The organism is Dactylosporangium siamense (assembly GCF_016862795.1).
Classification (GTDB): domain Bacteria; phylum Actinomycetota; class Actinomycetes; order Mycobacteriales; family Micromonosporaceae; genus Dactylosporangium; species Dactylosporangium siamense.
On record NZ_BONQ01000129.1, the window covers coordinates 111,919 to 128,386 of the forward strand.

Sequence of the window (16,468 nt, forward strand, 5' to 3'; positions counted from 1 at the left end):
GCCGTGCCGCTACATCTCGTCGTGCGCCGCGGCGTCCACCAGGCCCGCGAGCAGCGCCACCCGCTCCGGCACCGACCCCAGGTCGAGCCACTCGTCGCTGCTGTGGTCGTTGCCACCGACCGGGCCGAGCCCGTCCAGCACCGCGACCCCGGCCGCGGCGAACAGGTTCGCGTCCGCGCAACCGCCCGTGGCGGCGTCGCGGACCTCGACACCGATCGCGGCCCCGACCTTGCCGGCCAGGTCCACCAGCCGCTGCGTCGCGGCGGAACGCTCCCACGGCGGCGTCGGCGCGTGCACCGCCAGCTCCACCGTCACACCGTCCACGAACGACCGGCGACTCAGCGCCTCGACGGCGGCGAGCGCCTCGTCGAACGCGCCGACCCGATCGGCGCGCAGGTCCACGACGAGCCGGGCCTGGTCGGCCACCACGTTGGCCCGCTGTCCCGCCTGCAGCACACCGACGTTCACCGTCACCGACGGCCACCGCCCGTTGAGCTCCTGCAGCGCGATCGTCAGCCGGGCCGCGGCCAGGGCGGCGTTGGCGCCACGCTCCGGCTCGATCCCGGCGTGCGCGGCCCGACCGCGCAGCACCAGCTCGACATCGGCGACGCCCTTGCGGGCCGAGACCAGATCGCCGTTCTCCCGGGCACATTCCAGGCACAGCGCCACGTCCGCGTCGGCCGCGAGCCGGCCCAGCAGCGCCCGGCTGCCGATCGAGCCGATCTCCTCGTCCGGCGTCGCCACCAGGATCAGCTCACCGAACCCGGTCCGGCCGAGGTCCAGCAGCGTCTCCACCGCGCACAGCCCGGCCAGGACGCCGCCCTTGTCGTCGCAGACGCCCGGCCCGGTCGCCCGGGTGCCGTCGATCCGGAACGGCCGGGCCGCCGCCGTGCCCGCCGCGAAGACGGTGTCCAGGTGCCCCGCGAGCAGGATCCGGCGGGTACCGGCACCCCGGACCCGGGCGACGACCGCATCGCCGAGCGGGGTCACTGCGGCGTCGTGCACCGGCACGAGGTGCGTCGACAGGCCCGCGTCGGTGCACCAGGCCGCCACCTGCGTCGCCACCTCGCGCAGACCCGCCAGGTCACGGGAGCCCGAGTCGATGTTCACGAGCCGGCCGAGACGCTCCACATAGGACGGGTAGCGCGCCTCGGCGGCGTCGCGGATGCTCACAGCACCTTCGACAGGAACGCGCGGGTGCGTTCGTGCCGGGGGTTGACGAGGACTTCGTCCGGGCTGCCGGACTCCACGACGCGGCCGCCGTCGAGGAACGCGACCGTGTCGGCGACCTCCCGGGCGAAGCCCATCTCGTGGGTGACCACCAGCATCGTCATGCCGTCGGCGGCGAGACCGCGCATGACCTCCAGGACGTCACCGACGAGCTCCGGGTCCAGCGCGGACGTCGGCTCGTCGAACAGCATGAGCTTCGGGCGCATCGCCAGGGCACGGGCGATCGCCACCCGCTGCTGCTGCCCGCCGGACAGCTGCGCCGGAAACGCGGCGGCCTTGTCGGCCAGCCCGACCCGCTCCAGCAGGGCCAGGGCCCGCTCGCGGACCTCGCCGGCCGGCTCACGCAGCACCCGCAACGGCGCCTCGGTGATGTTCTGCAGCGCGGTCAGGTGCGGGAACAGGTTGAACCGCTGGAAGACCATGCCGATCTCGCGCCGCCGGGCCGCCACCTCACGGGGGCGCAGCTCGAAGAGCCGGTCGCCGCGCTGCACGTAACCGACCAGGGCGCCGTCGACCCGCAGGCTGCCACCGTCGACCGTCTCCAGGTGGTTGACGCAGCGCAGGAACGTGGACTTGCCGGAGCCGGACGGGCCGAGCAGGCAGCACACCTCACCCGGCGCGATGCGCAGGTCCACGCCGCACAGCACCTCGTGACCGCCGTACCGCTTCCGGACACCTTCGGCCGAGACCATCGGCACGCTCACGGCACCACCCTTCGGCACGTTCACCGCACCACCCTTCGGCTCGCTCACCGCACCACCCTTCGGCTCGCTCATCGCAGACCACCTCTCGGTGCGGCGAAGCCACGGCCGAACCGCCGCTCCACGAAGAACTGGGCCACCGACAGCACGCTGACCAGCGCCAGATACCACAGCGCCGCCACCACCAGCAGCGGGATCACCTTGTAGTTGTTGCCGTACACGCCCTGCACGACCGTCATGAGGTCGTGCCCGGCGATCACCGACACCAACGCGGTGGACTTGAGCATGGTGATGGTCTCGTTGCCCATCGGCGGGATGATGACCCGCATCGCCTGCGGCAGCACGATGCGGCGCATCGTCAACGCCGGGCTCATCCCGAGCGCGTGCGCCGCCTCGGTCTGCCCCCGGTCCACCGAGAGGATGCCGCCACGCACGATCTCCGCCGCGTACGCCATCTCGTTGAGCGACAACGCCAGGATCGCGGCCGTCGTGCCGGACACCACGACGCTCGTCGGCTGGTCGAACAGCGTCCCCACGAACGGCACCGACAGGGTGATCCGGGGGAACAACGCGCCGAGGAACCCCCAGAAGATGATCTGCACGAGCAGCGGCGTGCCGCGGAAGAACCAGATGAACGCCCAGGCGCCGCCGCGCAGCACCGGGTTCGCCGACAGCCGCAGCACGGCCAGCACGACCGCGCCGGCGGTGCCGAGCACCATCGCGACCGCGGTCAGCAGCAGCGTCACGCCGACGCCGTGCAGCACGTAGTCCTTGAACAGGTATTGGCCGATCGTCGCCGGCTCGAGGTTGGGGCTGTCCAGCAGGGCCCTGAAGAACAGCACGGCGATGACGACCAGCACGGCGGCGCCGGCCCATCGGCCGTAGTGACGCACCGGTACGGCACGCACACTGGTGGGATCCATGGCGGTGTTCCTTCGTCACTGAAGATGGCGCGATCGCCGGGTGCCGGCAGCGGTCCGCCCTCTCAAGCAGACGGTGCGGCACCCAGCGATCGCGGGTCTCGGGCCGGTCGCGCCGGCGGTCAGACGGCGATCAAGCAGCGATCAACCAGCGATCAATCAATGGCCTTGTCGACGGTGATCTGCTTGAGCCCGATCGGCTGCTGCTTCCAGTGCTCCAGGATCTTTCCGTAGGTGCCGTCGTCGACGAGCGACTGCAGCGCCACCTGGTACGCCTCGGCGAGGTCCTTGCGCGACTTGAGGAACCCGAAACCGTTGGGGGAGGCGAGCCAGCCGTTCGGCGCGGCCGCGTCCTCGATCAGCTCCGCCTTGCCGGTCAGCGACGCCGCGGTCTCCACGAGGTTGACCTTGGTGGCGGCGACCGCGTCGACGTTGCCGGCCAGCAGCGCCTGCACCGCCTGCGGGTTCTCCGGGTACTCCTGCACCGCGATCGCGCTGCCGCCGCAGCTGTCCTTGCTGTAGGCCGCCAGGTGCTTCGCCTGGTTGCTGGCCTTCTGCACCGCGACCTTCTTGCCGCACAGCTCCGCGACGGTCTTCACGCCACCGGGGTTGCCGGCCTTGACCAGGAACCCGGTGCCCGACGCCGAGTAGTCGACGAACGTGGCGACCTGCTGGCGCTCCTTCTTGTCGGTGATGCCGCCGGCGATCGCGTCGTACTTCGCCGCCTGCAGGCCCGGCACGAGACCGTCGAACGGCTGCTGGGAGAACTTCGCGGTGATGCCGAGCCGCGCCGAGGCCGCCGTGAACAGGTCGTAGTCCAGGCCCTTGAACGCGTCGGTCTTGCCCTCGGCGATGAAGTCGATGAACGGCTGGTAGGGGGCGTTGGTAGCGACCGTCAGGCTGCCCTTGTCGCGGATGTCCTTGGGCAGCTTCGCGGCGACCTTGGCGTCGGTGCTCACGGTGCCGGCGCCCTCGACGGTCACGCTGACCGTCTTCGGCGTCGCCGAGGCGTCGCTGCCGCTGCCGGATGCACCGTCGGATGCGCCGCAGCCGGCGGCCAGGGCCAGGACCGCCATCACCGCCGGAATTGCCAAAAGCCTGATGCGCATGTGCTCGTCCTCCCGAAGAGTGGTCTCCGAGAATGTAACGCCTGTTACAGAAGTTGTGAAGTTACAGTTTAGTGTACCGACCCGGGTCGCGGGGGCCACAACGTCTGAAACGCGCCTGCGGAGCCCTCGTTGGAGGGCTCCGCAGGCGCCGGGCTTACGGGCAGGGGTTCTTCGGCCGCTTCCCGACGGTCAGGTTCACCCCTGAACCGGGCGACACGACGGTGCCCGGCGCCGGGGACTGCGCCATGACCAGGTTGATCAGCTCGCAGCTGTTGTCGACGGCCAACCCGACGCCGCCGACGTGCAGGCCGAGCGCCGCGAGGTCATCCTTCGCCTCCGTCACCGACTCGCCACGCAGGTCCGGCACCTTCACCGTGGCCGGGGCACCCTCGCACCAGATGCTCCACCAGCGGTTGCCGTCCTGCTTGGCACCAGGGAACGAGGTCGTGCCGTACAGCGCGTGCGGTGTGCCGGGCGAGCCGGTCGGGGAAAGGCAGGACCCCCAGCCGGGCACGATCGATGGGACCGTCTGGGCCAGCCAGGCCAGCTGTGCGTTGGCCAGCTCGGCGAACCCGGCCGCGTCGTCGCACTCGGTGCCGAAGAACGACACGTGGGCGAAGCTCGCGACGCCGACCTGCACCGGGTGGCCCCGGTCGACGACGAGCGGACCGCCGCTGTCGCCGTTGCAGACCGTGTGCGCGCTGGTGCCGGCACCGATCATCAGCGGCTCGTTCCAGTGATCGAAGCCCCACCACGGGTCGAACAGGTCGCTCATGTCGCTGTCGCTGCGCAGCGTCGTCTGGGCAAGCAGCAGCTGCGCGTTCGGCGCCCCGTCGGTGGACGTGACGCCTTTGCCCATGATCGTGGCCGGCGTGTTCGCGAAGTACGCGCCGGCGTCCCAGGGCGCACCGGCCTGGATCGGCGTGACCGTGCCGGTGGCACCCGGCGCCAGGTAGATCAGTGCGAGGTCGTGGCCGTCGCTGGTGTCGCCGTCGTAGAGCGGGTGCTCGGTGAAGCCGAACGCGAGGTTGTCGCCGGCGCCGATCACCACGCGGGCTCCGGAGGAGCCGTGGACGCAGTGCGCGGCGGTGAGGATCACGTCGGCTGCGATCAGGGATCCGCCGCACTTCGCGGTGCCGTTGTCGTAGAACGCGGTGACCGCACCGAAGTAGGACGGGTAGGCGCCCGGGGCCGGCGGTGCACCGCCGATGACGGCGTATGACGGTGCCGAGGTCGCCACCGCCGCGACCAGGCCGAGCGCGACGGCGCCCGAGACTTTCCAGAGGTTTTTCATGTCCTCGAGCGTCGGCGAACCGGCCCCGATGGGCATCGGTGGATCTACCAAGGTTGTGGCCCGGCGATGCCGATCGGGCATCGGCAATGTTCCCTAGAAAACGGCGGGAGCGTAGAGCCGGACCGCGCCGCCGGCCAGGTTCGCCCGGAGCTCGGCGTCCGGCGAGCCGAGGATCTCGCCGGTGACGGTTGCCGTGGCGAGGATCGGCTCCATCAGGTCGGCGACGTGCTGCAGGTGCTCGATCAGCGCTTGTGAGTCGCGGTACCGCTCCAGCACGATGGCCTCGGACTCGTCGTCGTTGAGGTAGATCTCGTACTGCAGCGTACCGGTGTCCTTGGTCCGCACGATCTGCATGCATTGCGCGGACAGGCGCTTGAACTCCTCGACCCGGCCCGGGTGGAACGTGAAGCGGGCGATGCCCTGCAACTGCGTCATCTGGGTGCTCCTTCGTCGGTTGGTGTCCCTGGGACGGAGCCGGCTCCGCGTTCTCGACACGGCGGCCTCAGGCGAGCACTTCTTCGGCGCGTTCCGGGCTACCCTCGGCGAGGCCGCGGTCGATCGCGTGCCGGGACGCCAGCCACATCACGGCGCCGACGAGGAACACGATGCCCTCGGTGACGGTCAGCGCCCAGATGATGCCGGGCAGCCCGAACCACAGGTTGCCGAGGAACACGATCGGGATGAACAGCACGCCCTGCGACACCGACATCACCATCGCCGGCACCGAGCGTCCGGTCGCCTGGAACAGCGACGTGATCAGGCCCCGGAACCCGTTGACGATCATCGCGACGAGCTGCGCGGTGAGGATCGTGACGCCGATGGACAGGACCGTGCGGTCCGCGACGAACGCGGCGAACACCTGCTCGCGGAACACGAACACGGTCGTGGAGAAGATCAGCACGATGCCGCCGACCGCGAGCGCGGAGCCGCGCAGTGCCGCCATGAGGCGGTTGCGGTCGCCTTTGCCGTAGGAGTACGCCAGCAGCGGCAGCACCCCGATCGTGACGCCCATGACCAGGAACTCCGGCACCTGGGCGATGCGGACCGCGACGCCCATGGCGGCGAGGGGGCTGTCGCCGTAGGCGACCGCGAGGTTGTTGAGCACCAGGGACGTGACGATCAGGAACGCGGACTGGAGCAGCTCGCCGACGCCGACGCCGAAGACGGGCTTCAGCACGGCGGGGGAGAGCGTGAACCAGCGCGGTGCGAGGCTGACGTGCTCGCTGTTGCGCTGCAGCCAGGCGACGAAGTACGCGACGACGCCGAGGTTGGCCAGGCCCATCGCCAGCGCGGCGCCGGCGACGCCCCAGTGCAGCACGAGGATGAACAGGACGTCGAAGACGACGTTGCCGACCGTGGACGCGATGAGCCCGATCATCACCTGGCGGGCGGCGCCTTCCGCCCGCACGATCTGTTCGAGGCAGAACGCGGCGGCGAGCACCGGGACGAAGGCGAGCATGACCGCGACGTAGGCGGTTGTCGGGGGTACGGCGGCGGCGTCCGCTCCGAGCGCCGTGACCAGGGGGTGCAGCAGGAGCAGTCCGGTGCCGCCGAACACGGTGCCGGCGATGACCGCGCCCCAGACGGCGAACGACGAGACGTGCTTGATCTCGCCGGCCTTCGCCGGGTCGTGTTCCGCCGCGCCGAGCAGCCGTGAGATGAGCGCGCCGCCGCCGACGCCGAACACCCCGCCGACGGCCATGACCAGGCCGAGGATCGGCGCCCCGAGGGTGATCGCGGCGAGGAGCGCCGGGTCGTGCAGCGAGCCGATGAAGCCCGCGTTGATGACGTTGTACACGGCGCCGACGATCATCGCGGCGGCCATCGGCACGCACAGGTGCACGAGGGCGCGGACGATGGGCGCGGCCGAGAGGTACCAGCGGTTGGTGCCGACGGCGTCCGTCTGCACCGGCGATTCGAGGCTTGTGGTCATGACTGTTCCTTTCCAGGGCAGGTGGCATCGCGCGCCGGCGGTACGCCGGCACGGCTGTGGGGCGGGTGGCATCGCGCGCCGACGGGACGCCGGCACGGCGGTGGGTGGCATCGGGTGCCGGCGGTCGCCGGCACGGCAGAGGGCAGGGTTCAGCGCGCGCCGGCGGCTCGCCGGTGCGGGAGGGGTCGGGCTGCGGTTACGACCGCGTCGGTTGCGGCAGCTCCGCGGTTATCTTGGAGAGCAGGGTGTGCAGCGTGTCCCGCTCGGCCTGGCTCAGTGGGGCGAGGATGGTCTCCTCCGTGGCGGCCATCGCGGTGTCGAACCCGGCGATCAGTTCGACGCCCGCCGGGGTCGCGTAGACGCGTTTGCTGCGATCGTCGCCGCTCTCGGTGCGGCGCTCGACGAGCTCGCGGCGTTCGAGGCCCTGCAGCAGGCTGGTGACGCTCGCCGCGCTGGTGCGGGTGATCTCCGCGATGTCCCGCTGGATCGCACCGGGGCGCTTCGCCAGGTAGCCGAGCACGAAGGCCTGCGGGTGGCTGAGCTCGCGGGCCCGGATCCAGTCCTCGCCGGCCTTCTGCTGCGCCCACCCGATCCAGCGGACCAGGTCCAGCGGGCTGGTGAACTTCGGCGCGTCGTCCATGGTTCAAAAGCTAACCGTTAGAACTCTAACTGTCAACACTCGAACTGATCGGCGGCCCAGGACTGCGGGCGAGGCTGCCACTGCTGGCCTTCACGACGCTCTACGTCCTGGTGTACGCCGGCGAGCCGATCAAGTCGCGATCCCGGCCGCCTTCGGCCTGCTCGCCGTCCTCGGCCTGACCGGCATGGCCCGCTCGGACCCGTCGTGACCGCCGGCCGTCGTCACTGCCGCGCCAGCACCGCCCGGATTCGGGCCCCCAGCTCGGCGAACTGCTGCGGTGCGTACGGCAGGACGCCGTGCTCGGCCATGAGCGCGTGATACTGCTGCCGCTCGTACGGCACGCCCGGCGGCAACGGCGCGACGTGCCAGTGCACATGCGCGTTGCCCTGCATGCTGCCGAGCGACAGCAGGTAGGTGCGCTCCGGCTGGAGCACCTCACCGACGGCCCGGGCGACCCGGTGCACCACGGCCTGCAGGCCCAGGTACTCCTCCGGCGTGAGATCCCGGACCACGTCCTCGACATGCCGGCGTGGCACAACAAGTGCGTAGCCCGGCAACGTCGGATACCGGCTGAGGAACGCCACATGGGCGCCGTCGTCGTGGAGCAGCTCGTGCTCGAACCCCGCCGCACCGTCGAGGAACGCGCAGATGAAGCACGGTCCCGAGCGAACCTGCCGCTCGTACGCGACGAGGTTCATCGGCACCCGATCACCAAGCCCACCCATCCAGGCACCATAGTTGTCAGACCTCGACTCGGGACGGGAGGATCGCGGTCGTGTCAGCACAGCATCCGCCCGACGGCGGCGAGGACGAGACGGTCATCGAGAGCTATGTCGCCGGGTGTCCGATCGGTCCGGAGCTGGCTGGGCAGCTCATCGAGCTGGCGGACCTGCCGTGGGACGATCCGGATGTCACCGATCGGGCGATGCGCCACCTCGGATGGTCCGACGAGGACATCCCGATCGACGACGCCCGCTTCGTCACCACCACCGGTCACGTGGTCCATGGCGACCGTTGCCTCTACCTGCCGTTCGCTCACTCCTACCGTGTGGGCGGAGAGCTGTGGCCAGATGACTTCTGGGGCTCCCTGCCCGGCTGGACCAGCCAGCGGGGGGCAGGCCGCGAGGAGTTCGCGGCACACGTGGACGTCGCCATCGACCGGCTCGCCGAACGGCTCGGTGCACCGCAGTGTGACGCCAGGACCGAGGGCACGCGGATCTCCATCGGCCGGTACTCATGGCGGTACGCCGCCTGGCGACGCGGCGGCAACATCATCGTCGTCGGCCCGGCCCTGGATGGCTTTTCCTACTGTCAGGACGAGGAGGCCGTCGTCTACCTGGGCGGCTTCCCGGAGAATGCCCCGTTCCCGGACGCCGCCGACTTCCTCGACCTCATCAGCGGTTAGGCGCATGCACCTCGGCATCATCGGTCAGGCGGCCGGCCTGTTCGCCGTCACGAACATCGACGACCTGCTCGTCCTCGCCCTGTTCTTCTCCCAGGGCGCCGGCCACCGGGGCGCGACAAGGAACATCGCCGTCGGGCAGTACCTCGGCTTCGCCGCGATCCTGGTCGCCGCCGTGGCGGCCGCGTTCGGCGCGACGTTCCTGCCCGAGAGCGTCATCCCGTATCTCGGGCTCCTCCCGCTCGGCCTGGGCGTCAAGGCCGCCGTGCAGGCGTGGCGGCACCGCGGCGACGCCGACGAGGAGACCCGGGCCGGGTCGGACGGGCCGAAGGTCCTCGAGGTGGCCACGGTCACGTTCGCCAACGGCGGCGACAACATCGGCGTCTACGTGCCGGTGTTCGCCACCGCGGGAACCGGCGGCATGAGCGTCTACGTCGCCGTCTTCCTCGTCCTGGTCGGCGTCTGGGTCGCCGCCGGCCGGTACTTCGCCACCCGCCCCGTGATCGCCAGGGCGCTCAGCCGGTGGGGGCACATCCTGATGCCGGCCGTCCTGATCGGGATCGGCGTGCTCATCCTCGTCGAAGGTGGCGCGTTCGGCCTGTGACCCGGCGGCACGCGTGGGTATGTCGTCGGCATGGAGGATCTCGGTGCGCCGGTGCCGTGTTCGGCCCTGCCGGTCGGGGTGCCGGTGTTCGATCGCGACGGGACCGGGGTCGGCGTCGTGGAGCACGTGCTGGCCGACGTGGACAGCGACGTCTTCCACGGCCTGATCGTGCGGCCCCAGTATCTGCTGAAGGGCGCCGTGTTCGCCGACCGTGACCAGGTCGACGGGTTGTACGAGCATGGCGTCACCCTCACCGTCCCCGGTGCCGAGCTGCACGATCCGGGTGAGGACCCGGTCGCGGCCGAGGCCGCGGAGGGCCCGGCGGGCGGAACGATCCGTGAGCGGCTGCACCAGGCGTGGCGGTGGCTGCAGCAGCCGCGATGATCCGGGCGGTGGGTGAGGGGTGAGGTGAACGGGGACAGCAGTGCTCCACCCCGGCCGCCACCGCGGTCCAGCAGGCGGCCGGCAACACCACCCCACTGATGAGCTACACCGTCGTCTACGCCATGTCCAACGTCGTGCTGCCCCTGCTCGGCCCCATCGTCGTGGCCATGACCGGCGCCCTCACCTGACCGACGCTGAGGGCGCGCCGCAGGTTGGGCAACGAACCGCGTCGGTGTGGACCGGCCGGCCGCCCGACGGCAGTCGGCCCCGCGCCGCGATGGCCAGCGGCATCGAAACCAGGCCGACCATCAACACCAGCACTGACGCGCCCACCATGTGTGACCACACCGGGATGATGGACCTGCCGGGGCCCGTGTCGTCGAGCATCGCACTGAGCGGGTTCAGTGCCAGCATGCCGATCGGCGTGAGCAGGATCAGCAGCGCCCAGACGCCGCGGTGGTCGTGCCGGGCGGCCAGGCCGAACGCGAGCAACGCCCCGCCGATCAGCAGCGTCACCGCAGCGGCAGGCAATGCCGTCGCGCCGGCTTCGTAGTAGAAGTCGCCGGAGAAGACGAAGCGAGGCGCGGTGCTGACAGCGACCGGCACGATCGCTGCCGCAGCGGCAAGCGGTAGCTGCCGAACCCACCGGGGTTGCCGTCCGGCCGCGCCGAGCGCGACGATCCCGAGCACGACCTGGGGCAGCAGCACGAACAGCGGCGGCCGATGCACTCCGGGCACCATCGCAGCCAGCACGACGCTTCCCGCAGTCACCAGCACGGCGAGACCGACCGCCCCCCGGAACCACCGGCCGGGCGCGGCGACGTACACGACGACGGCCACCAACCAGGCTGCCCACACCGGGACGCCGAGCGACGAGAGGAAAGGCCCGCGCTGCGGAAACCACGGCGCCCAGGGCACCACCGCCTCGAAGATCGCCCACCCGGTCGCGCACGCGGCCAGCGTGGCCAGCGCGAGCACGCCGGCGAGCCGGAAACCGGGACCGAGGCCCTGCGCGATCCGCAGATGCTGGCGCAGCCCACCGACCGCGAGGTCCGCGACGTCGGCGGCCGAGGGTCGCTTGCGGTCGGGCGCGGCCAGGGACAGGTAGGTGTCCACCAACTCCGAACCACGCTCCCGCCGATAGCCGGCCGGATAGAACAGCGCCGTCCAGCGCGCATAGCGGCGTTCCAGATCGGTCATGGTCGAGCCTCCCTGGCCCTGCCCTTCCGGGCGGTCATGCCGGCGTTCCGCCGGGCTCATGCGACCCCTCCACTGAGGCGGGGCGCAGCCTTGATGGCGCGCAATCGGGCGGTTGCAGCATCGACGTTGCGGCGCATGCGTTCGGTTTCGGTGGCCAGCACCTCGCCGCCGGGCTCGGTGAGCTGGTAGTAGCGGCGCAGCCGGCCTTCGACGATCTCCTCGTGGTCAACGCGCACCAGGCCGGCGTCGACCAGCCGGTCGAGTGCCCCGTACAGCGTGCCGGGCCGCAGCGAGACGCGGCCGCCGGACAGCCGGTCCACCTCGGCGATCAGGCCGTATCCGTGCAAGGGCTCGCCGGCCAGGGCCGTGAGGATCAGGAACGTGGGTTCTCGCAGCGGGGTCTCCACGCGAGCCAATATATCGGCTGCGAAGGTATGACGGAAGATCGCCACCGCCGGGTGCAACCCGGAAACAGATCCGTCGTCACCACATCCGGAACGTTGTCCCTGCACAGCCGTGGCGGCTCCAAGCGACAGCGTGCGGTATCGGGTTGGTGAACTCGTTCAACAATTCCCGTGGCGTTGCCCGCCCAGCGGTACGGATGCGCAGGTGGACCACCTGTAGGCGGCTCCTTCGCGACGAAGGAGCACGAGTTCAGCCGACACCGTGCACAGGTCAACGGTCGGCAGCTCACGGAGCGGATCTACCTTCGTGATCAGCGGCCCGGCCAGCTCGTTGCTGTTGCAGTACGCGACGCCGATGTGAGGGCGGAATGCCATCGCGTCGTTGGTCTGACCCGCGGAGGTCGCTGCGATCAGCCGTCGGTGCAGTTCGAGCACGGGTTCCCATGGCGAGACGGTGAGTCGGACGGCGCCGGGCGAGCCTGCAAGCTGCTGTCGGCGAACTTCTGGTGGTTGCGCGGCAGCGACCGGGACATCGGATCCAGCCGAGTTGGCGCGACCCCCGACGGCCGGGCATGATCTTCGCGCAATAGAGGAAGACGTCAGGTCAAGGAGACGGTCATGGCAACCCGGAAGACCTCCATCACCGAGGTGCCCTACGACAAACGCGGGAACCTGCTCTTCTACGTCGAAGGCTCGCGCGGCTACTCCTACCTCGACGACGATGCGTACGTCGTGCCGTACAGCATGCGACCCAACGTCGCGTTCACCGCGACGCTGACCCTGGACTCCATGCGAACCGGGCGATCCGCCAAGTACCTGGTCTGGCGCGACACCGGCGGCCACCACTATCCGATGTTCATCTCAGACCTCACGACGATGCTGCCCCTGGTCACAGTGAGCCGCGGCGTCGTGTCCGGCACCTGGATCGTGCGCAAGAAGGGGCAGAACTTCGGCATCGCGCTCGACACCGGCAGTTGAGTCACGCACCGGCGCGCTTCCGCCGCCTGCTGCCTCAGCCGGCCCGCTGACGGCACAGGTTCGGCGTCCGGACATGCCACAAACAAGGCGGGCCCGCCCGTCTCTGGCCCGAAGGTCGGCCCGGCCGGCCAGGATGGTCGGCATGAGCCTCGCAACCTCGCTGGAGCAGATCGAACAATGGTTACAGCAACACACACCCACGACCGCCGCGCTGCTCGCGCCGCCGGTGACCGCCGCCGAGATCGCCACGCTGGAAGAGGTCCTGGGGTTCCGGCTGCGGCCCGAGGTCGAGGCTCTGCTGCGCTGGCACAACGGCTCGACCGGATTCGACGGCGCGTTTCCGCTCGCCCCGGTGCACCGCATGCTCGACACGAGGCAGATCGCCGAGCGGTGGCGCACCATCAACGACGTCACGCGGGACTCTCGCGTCGAGTGGCCCGACCTCTGGCGGCCGACCTGGCTGCCGCTGACCACCGATGAAGGACTTGCCAGTCTCATGGTCGACCACAGCCCCGGCGCCACCGGCGAGGTCTTCTACTGGGACCACGTGGACACGCGAAACCAGCAGGTCCCGCCGTGGCCGAACCTGGCAAGCGAGGTCGCCGACCTGGCCACCGCCCTGCTCACCGGTGGTCGGATGTCCGGCAGTGCCGCCCATCCCGGTCTGCGCCCGGTCGTCGCCCACGACGGCGAACTCGGCTGGGACGACTGAGCGGGTCGGGCGTGCCGTGGACTGCGAACACGTTGGGACGGTGCCCGCGCTGGCAGACTTGGGGGCATGGTCGAGTGGTTTGCGCAGGCCCAGGTCGGTGCCGACGTCGTGCGGATCTCGGAGCCGCACGTCAACGAGCTGCTGTCGGCGAACTTCTGGTGGTTGCGCGGCAGCGACCGGGACATCGTGGTCGACGCCGGGCTCGGGGTCGTCGCCCTGCGGGACGCGATTCCGGGCCTGTTCGAGCGCGACCCGCTGGTCGTGCTCACCCACGCGCACCTGGATCACGTCGGCGGGGCGCCCGAGTTCGGCGACCGGGCCGCCCACCCCGCCGAGGCAGGGCTCCTGGAGGCTGGTGTACCGGCGAGCCTGTACGGCGCGGAGCTCTACGACAAACTCGGGATCGACGCAGCCGGCGAACCAGTCCCGGAGCTCATGCTCGACGTCCTGCCCGATCCCGGCTACGACCCGGCCACCTACCGCATCGAGCCCATGACCGTGCACCGCACGCTCGACGACGGGGACCGGGTCGACCTGGGCGGGTGGGAGCTGACGGTGCTGCACCTGCCCGGCCACACCCCGGGCAGCATCGCGCTGCTGGAGGAGCGCACCGGGACCCTGTACTCCGGCGACATCATCTACGACGGTGGCCTGATCGACGACCTGCCGAACTCCGACGTGACGGCGTACCGGCGAAGTATGCAGTTCCTCGCCGACCTCGACGTGTCCGTCGTGCACCCCGGCCACGGGCGCAGCTTCGACCGGACCCGTCTGCGTCGGCTGGCGGAAACCTACCTGCGCAGGACAGCCGGATGACGGTCAGCCGGTGCAGGACGTCGATCAGCCGCCGTACGTCACGTCCATGAAGCCGAGCAGGCCACCGACGACGACCACCATCATGACCACGCCGACCAACGCGACGAACCCACCCACGGTCCGGAAGAAGACGATCCGGTCGTGTTCGTCCATGGGGTGGGGCACGCGGTTACGCCCGACTCCTACCGCGCGGGCCGACCGCTCCGCACGCCGGGCGTAGATGACGGCGAATCCCCGGTAGTTCATGGCCAGCGCGCAGCCAACACCGAAGACGAGCAGCCCGAAACAGAACGCGACAACCGGCCCAATCCCCATGCCCCCATGATGCACCAACGGGCCCGTTACGCGCCGGGGCGGACCAGGCCGCACTCGTAGGAGAAGATGACGGCCTGCACCCGGTCGCGGAGGCCGAGTTTCGTCAGGATGCGGCTGACGTGGCCCTTCACGGTGCCCTCGGTGAGGAACAGCCGGCCGGCGATCTCGGCGTTCGACAGCCCCCGCGCGATCAGCTCGAGCACCTCGCGTTCCCGGTCGGTCAGGACCCGCAGTTCGGCTTGGGTACGGGGGAGCGGATCGCCGGACGTGCCGATGTGCCGTTCGATGAGCCGGCGGGTGATCGGTGGCGCGACGATCGCGTCGCCCCTGGCCACCACGCGGATCGCGGACAGCAGGTCGGCGGCGAGGGCGTCCTTGAGCAGGAACCCGCTCGCGCCGGAGCGCAGCGCCGAATACACGTATTCATCCAGGTCGAACGTGGTGAGGATCAGGATGCGCGGCCCGTCCGGCAGTGCGGCCCGGATGCGGCGGGTCGCCTCGAGGCCGTCGACCTCGGGCATCCGGATGTCCATCAGGATCACGTCGGGCGCGGCACCGACCGCCAGGGTGACGGCCGTGGCACCGTCGTCCGCCTCGCCGACGACGTCCATGTCGTCGGCGTTGTCGAGGATCATCCGCAGACCGGCCCGCAGCAGCGTCTGATCGTCGACCAGCAGCACCCGGATCATGCGGGCCCGTCCGGTTCGAGGGGGATGCGGGCCCGCACGACATATCCGCCGTCCGGCCCCGGCCCCGCGGTCACCGACCCGCCGAGCAGCGTCGCGCGTTCCCGCATGCCCCGCTGCCCGTTGCCGGTCCCCGCAGTAGCAGACCTGCCGTCGTCCACGGACGAGAGGACCAGCTCGGTGGCGCCGTAGGTCACCGAAACCCGGGCGCGGGCGCCGGGACCGGCGTGCTTCATGGTGTTCGTCAGCGCCTCCTGGATGATGCGGTACGCCGACACGTCCACCGCCGTCGGCACCGCCCGAGCGGCACCGTCGACGCGCAGTTCCACCGGGGTCCCGGCCCGCCGCACCCGGTCGACGAGGCGCGGCAGGTCCGCGAGGCCGGGCACCGGCGCGGCGTCCGCGACCTGATCGGGCGACGACAGCACCTGCCGCATGTCGGCCAGCGACGCGCGGCCGGTCGCCATGATGGTGTCCAGCGCGGCCAGGGTGTCGGCGGGCCGCTTCGCGAACGCCGCCGCGCCGCCCTGCGCCTGCATGACGATGACCGCGAGCCCGTGCGCGACCACGTCGTGCACCTCCCGGGCGATCCGGGCCCGCTCGGCGGCCACCGCGAGCGCGGCGGAGCGGGCCAGCTCATCGAGGTATGCCCGCCGGCTCCGCACGCCCCACCCGATCGCCCACGCGACGATCAGCAGCGCCCCGAGCACCGGGATCCCGGCCGTGCCCTCCTGCGGTTCGAGGGTCTGCCCACCGGAGCCGAACGGCCCGGTGTACTGCCACCCGCCGCCGGTGCCGTACACGGACCGGGCCGTCGCCACGAGCAGACCGGCGCCGAGCAGCGGCAGGGACACGCCGCGCCGCCGGTGCGCGGCGACCGTGTACAGGACCAACGGGAGCGCCAGGTCGGCCGGCGACACCGCGGCCGCGAGCAGGGCCACGGCGAACGCGGGGATCGGCCACCTGCGACGCACCGCCACGGCCGCCGCGCACACCCCGCCCAGGATCCAGTTCGACGGGTCGTACCCCATCACAGCGACGACCAACAGCAGGACGGCGAGGAAGGCGTCCTGGACGTCTGGTCTCCGGAAGGCAGTCTTCATACCAGGCAGCACCATAGGGCCTGGACGCGACCGCCCG

21 protein-coding genes are annotated in these 16,468 nt (G+C 70.8%); 6 read left to right on the forward strand and 15 right to left on the reverse strand.

Annotated features, from left to right (window positions below; genetic code table 11):
* Positions 1–9: 9 nt before the first annotated feature.
* The 9 genes from Dsi01nite_RS41830 to Dsi01nite_RS41870 form a co-directional block, all read right to left on the reverse strand.
* A complete protein-coding gene (locus Dsi01nite_RS41830) occupies positions 10–1,173 on the reverse strand; it encodes a M20 family metallopeptidase (protein WP_203851966.1) in 1,164 nt (387 codons plus the stop codon).
* Entirely contained in the window at positions 1,170–1,922 is a 753-nt protein-coding gene (locus Dsi01nite_RS41835) for an amino acid ABC transporter ATP-binding protein (protein ID WP_203852049.1), read from the reverse strand. Before Dsi01nite_RS41835 ends, Dsi01nite_RS41830 begins: the two co-directional genes overlap by 4 nt.
* An 80-nt stretch (positions 1,923–2,002) precedes the next feature.
* Complete coding sequence (locus tag Dsi01nite_RS41840; protein WP_203851967.1) at positions 2,003–2,854, reverse strand: amino acid ABC transporter permease; 852 nt, start codon at positions 2,852–2,854, stop codon at positions 2,003–2,005.
* Between the two features lie 152 nt (positions 2,855–3,006).
* Positions 3,007–3,960 carry a transporter substrate-binding domain-containing protein gene (locus Dsi01nite_RS41845; RefSeq protein WP_203851968.1) on the reverse strand — a complete coding sequence of 318 codons (954 nt, stop codon included), beginning with the start codon at positions 3,958–3,960 and terminating at the stop codon, positions 3,007–3,009.
* Positions 3,961–4,114: 154 nt separating this feature from the next.
* A complete protein-coding gene (locus tag Dsi01nite_RS41850) occupies positions 4,115–5,254 on the reverse strand; it encodes a trypsin-like serine protease (RefSeq protein WP_203851969.1) in 1,140 nt (379 codons plus the stop codon).
* Positions 5,255–5,347: 93 nt separating this feature from the next.
* Positions 5,348–5,689 (reverse strand): putative quinol monooxygenase, encoded by a 342-nt coding sequence (locus Dsi01nite_RS41855; protein WP_203851970.1) that lies wholly within the window; start codon positions 5,687–5,689, stop codon positions 5,348–5,350.
* A gap of 67 nt (positions 5,690–5,756) precedes the next feature.
* Positions 5,757–7,187 (reverse strand): MATE family efflux transporter, encoded by a 1,431-nt coding sequence (locus tag Dsi01nite_RS41860; RefSeq protein WP_203851971.1) that lies wholly within the window; start codon positions 7,185–7,187, stop codon positions 5,757–5,759.
* 196 nt (positions 7,188–7,383) lie between these two features.
* Complete coding sequence (locus Dsi01nite_RS41865; RefSeq protein WP_203851972.1) at positions 7,384–7,827, reverse strand: MarR family winged helix-turn-helix transcriptional regulator; 444 nt, start codon at positions 7,825–7,827, stop codon at positions 7,384–7,386.
* 221 nt (positions 7,828–8,048) lie between these two features.
* Positions 8,049–8,552, reverse strand: coding sequence for an HIT family protein (locus tag Dsi01nite_RS41870; RefSeq protein ID WP_203851973.1), 504 nt, complete (start codon positions 8,550–8,552; stop codon positions 8,049–8,051).
* 50 nt (positions 8,553–8,602) lie between these two features.
* On the opposite strand from Dsi01nite_RS41870, the gene Dsi01nite_RS41875 reads away from it, so the two are divergent.
* From Dsi01nite_RS41875 to Dsi01nite_RS41885, 3 genes are read left to right on the forward strand one after another with little or no spacing between them, the layout of a single operon-like run.
* Positions 8,603–9,232, forward strand: a complete 630-nt coding sequence (locus Dsi01nite_RS41875; RefSeq protein WP_203851974.1) for a hypothetical protein — start codon at positions 8,603–8,605, stop codon at positions 9,230–9,232.
* A gap of 4 nt (positions 9,233–9,236) precedes the next feature.
* Positions 9,237–9,833, forward strand: coding sequence for a cadmium resistance transporter (locus Dsi01nite_RS41880; RefSeq protein WP_203851975.1), 597 nt, complete (start codon positions 9,237–9,239; stop codon positions 9,831–9,833).
* Between the two features lie 30 nt (positions 9,834–9,863).
* Positions 9,864–10,217 carry a hypothetical protein gene (locus Dsi01nite_RS41885; protein ID WP_203851976.1) on the forward strand — a complete coding sequence of 118 codons (354 nt, stop codon included), beginning with the start codon at positions 9,864–9,866 and terminating at the stop codon, positions 10,215–10,217.
* A gap of 180 nt (positions 10,218–10,397) precedes the next feature.
* On the opposite strand, the gene Dsi01nite_RS41890 is transcribed toward Dsi01nite_RS41885, so the two are convergent.
* From Dsi01nite_RS41890 to Dsi01nite_RS58515, 3 genes are all read right to left on the reverse strand, one after another.
* Positions 10,398–11,417 carry a hypothetical protein gene (locus Dsi01nite_RS41890; protein WP_203851977.1) on the reverse strand — a complete coding sequence of 340 codons (1,020 nt, stop codon included), beginning with the start codon at positions 11,415–11,417 and terminating at the stop codon, positions 10,398–10,400.
* Positions 11,418–11,473: 56 nt separating this feature from the next.
* Entirely contained in the window at positions 11,474–11,824 is a 351-nt protein-coding gene (locus tag Dsi01nite_RS41895; protein ID WP_203851978.1) for a PadR family transcriptional regulator, read from the reverse strand.
* Positions 11,825–11,980: 156 nt separating this feature from the next.
* Positions 11,981–12,544, reverse strand: a complete 564-nt coding sequence (locus Dsi01nite_RS58515) for a 2'-5' RNA ligase family protein (protein ID WP_275423457.1) — start codon at positions 12,542–12,544, stop codon at positions 11,981–11,983.
* On the opposite strand from Dsi01nite_RS58515, the gene Dsi01nite_RS57805 reads away from it, so the two are divergent.
* The 3 genes from Dsi01nite_RS57805 (at position 12,440) to Dsi01nite_RS41910 (ending at position 14,327) form a co-directional block, all read left to right on the forward strand.
* A complete protein-coding gene (locus Dsi01nite_RS57805; protein ID WP_239136569.1) occupies positions 12,440–12,799 on the forward strand; it encodes a hypothetical protein in 360 nt (119 codons plus the stop codon). The genes Dsi01nite_RS58515 and Dsi01nite_RS57805 overlap by 105 nt on opposite strands.
* Before the next feature lie 142 nt (positions 12,800–12,941).
* A complete protein-coding gene (locus tag Dsi01nite_RS41905) occupies positions 12,942–13,511 on the forward strand; it encodes an SMI1/KNR4 family protein (protein ID WP_203851980.1) in 570 nt (189 codons plus the stop codon).
* 66 nt (positions 13,512–13,577) lie between these two features.
* Positions 13,578–14,327 carry an MBL fold metallo-hydrolase gene (locus Dsi01nite_RS41910; RefSeq protein WP_203851981.1) on the forward strand — a complete coding sequence of 250 codons (750 nt, stop codon included), beginning with the start codon at positions 13,578–13,580 and terminating at the stop codon, positions 14,325–14,327.
* Positions 14,328–14,351: 24 nt separating this feature from the next.
* Here the strand turns inward: Dsi01nite_RS41910 and Dsi01nite_RS41915 are convergent, their stop codons facing one another.
* From Dsi01nite_RS41915 to Dsi01nite_RS41925, 3 genes are read right to left on the reverse strand one after another with little or no spacing between them, the layout of a single operon-like run.
* Positions 14,352–14,642, reverse strand: a complete 291-nt coding sequence (locus tag Dsi01nite_RS41915) for a hypothetical protein (protein WP_203851982.1) — start codon at positions 14,640–14,642, stop codon at positions 14,352–14,354.
* 26 nt (positions 14,643–14,668) lie between these two features.
* Positions 14,669–15,331 carry a response regulator gene (locus Dsi01nite_RS41920; RefSeq protein WP_203851983.1) on the reverse strand — a complete coding sequence of 221 codons (663 nt, stop codon included), beginning with the start codon at positions 15,329–15,331 and terminating at the stop codon, positions 14,669–14,671.
* On the reverse strand, positions 15,328–16,431 hold the full coding sequence (locus tag Dsi01nite_RS41925; protein WP_203851984.1) for a sensor histidine kinase: 1,104 nt from the start codon (positions 16,429–16,431) through the stop codon (positions 15,328–15,330). The genes Dsi01nite_RS41920 and Dsi01nite_RS41925 overlap by 4 nt, the downstream gene beginning before the upstream one ends.
* Between the last annotated feature and the right edge of the window lie 37 nt (positions 16,432–16,468).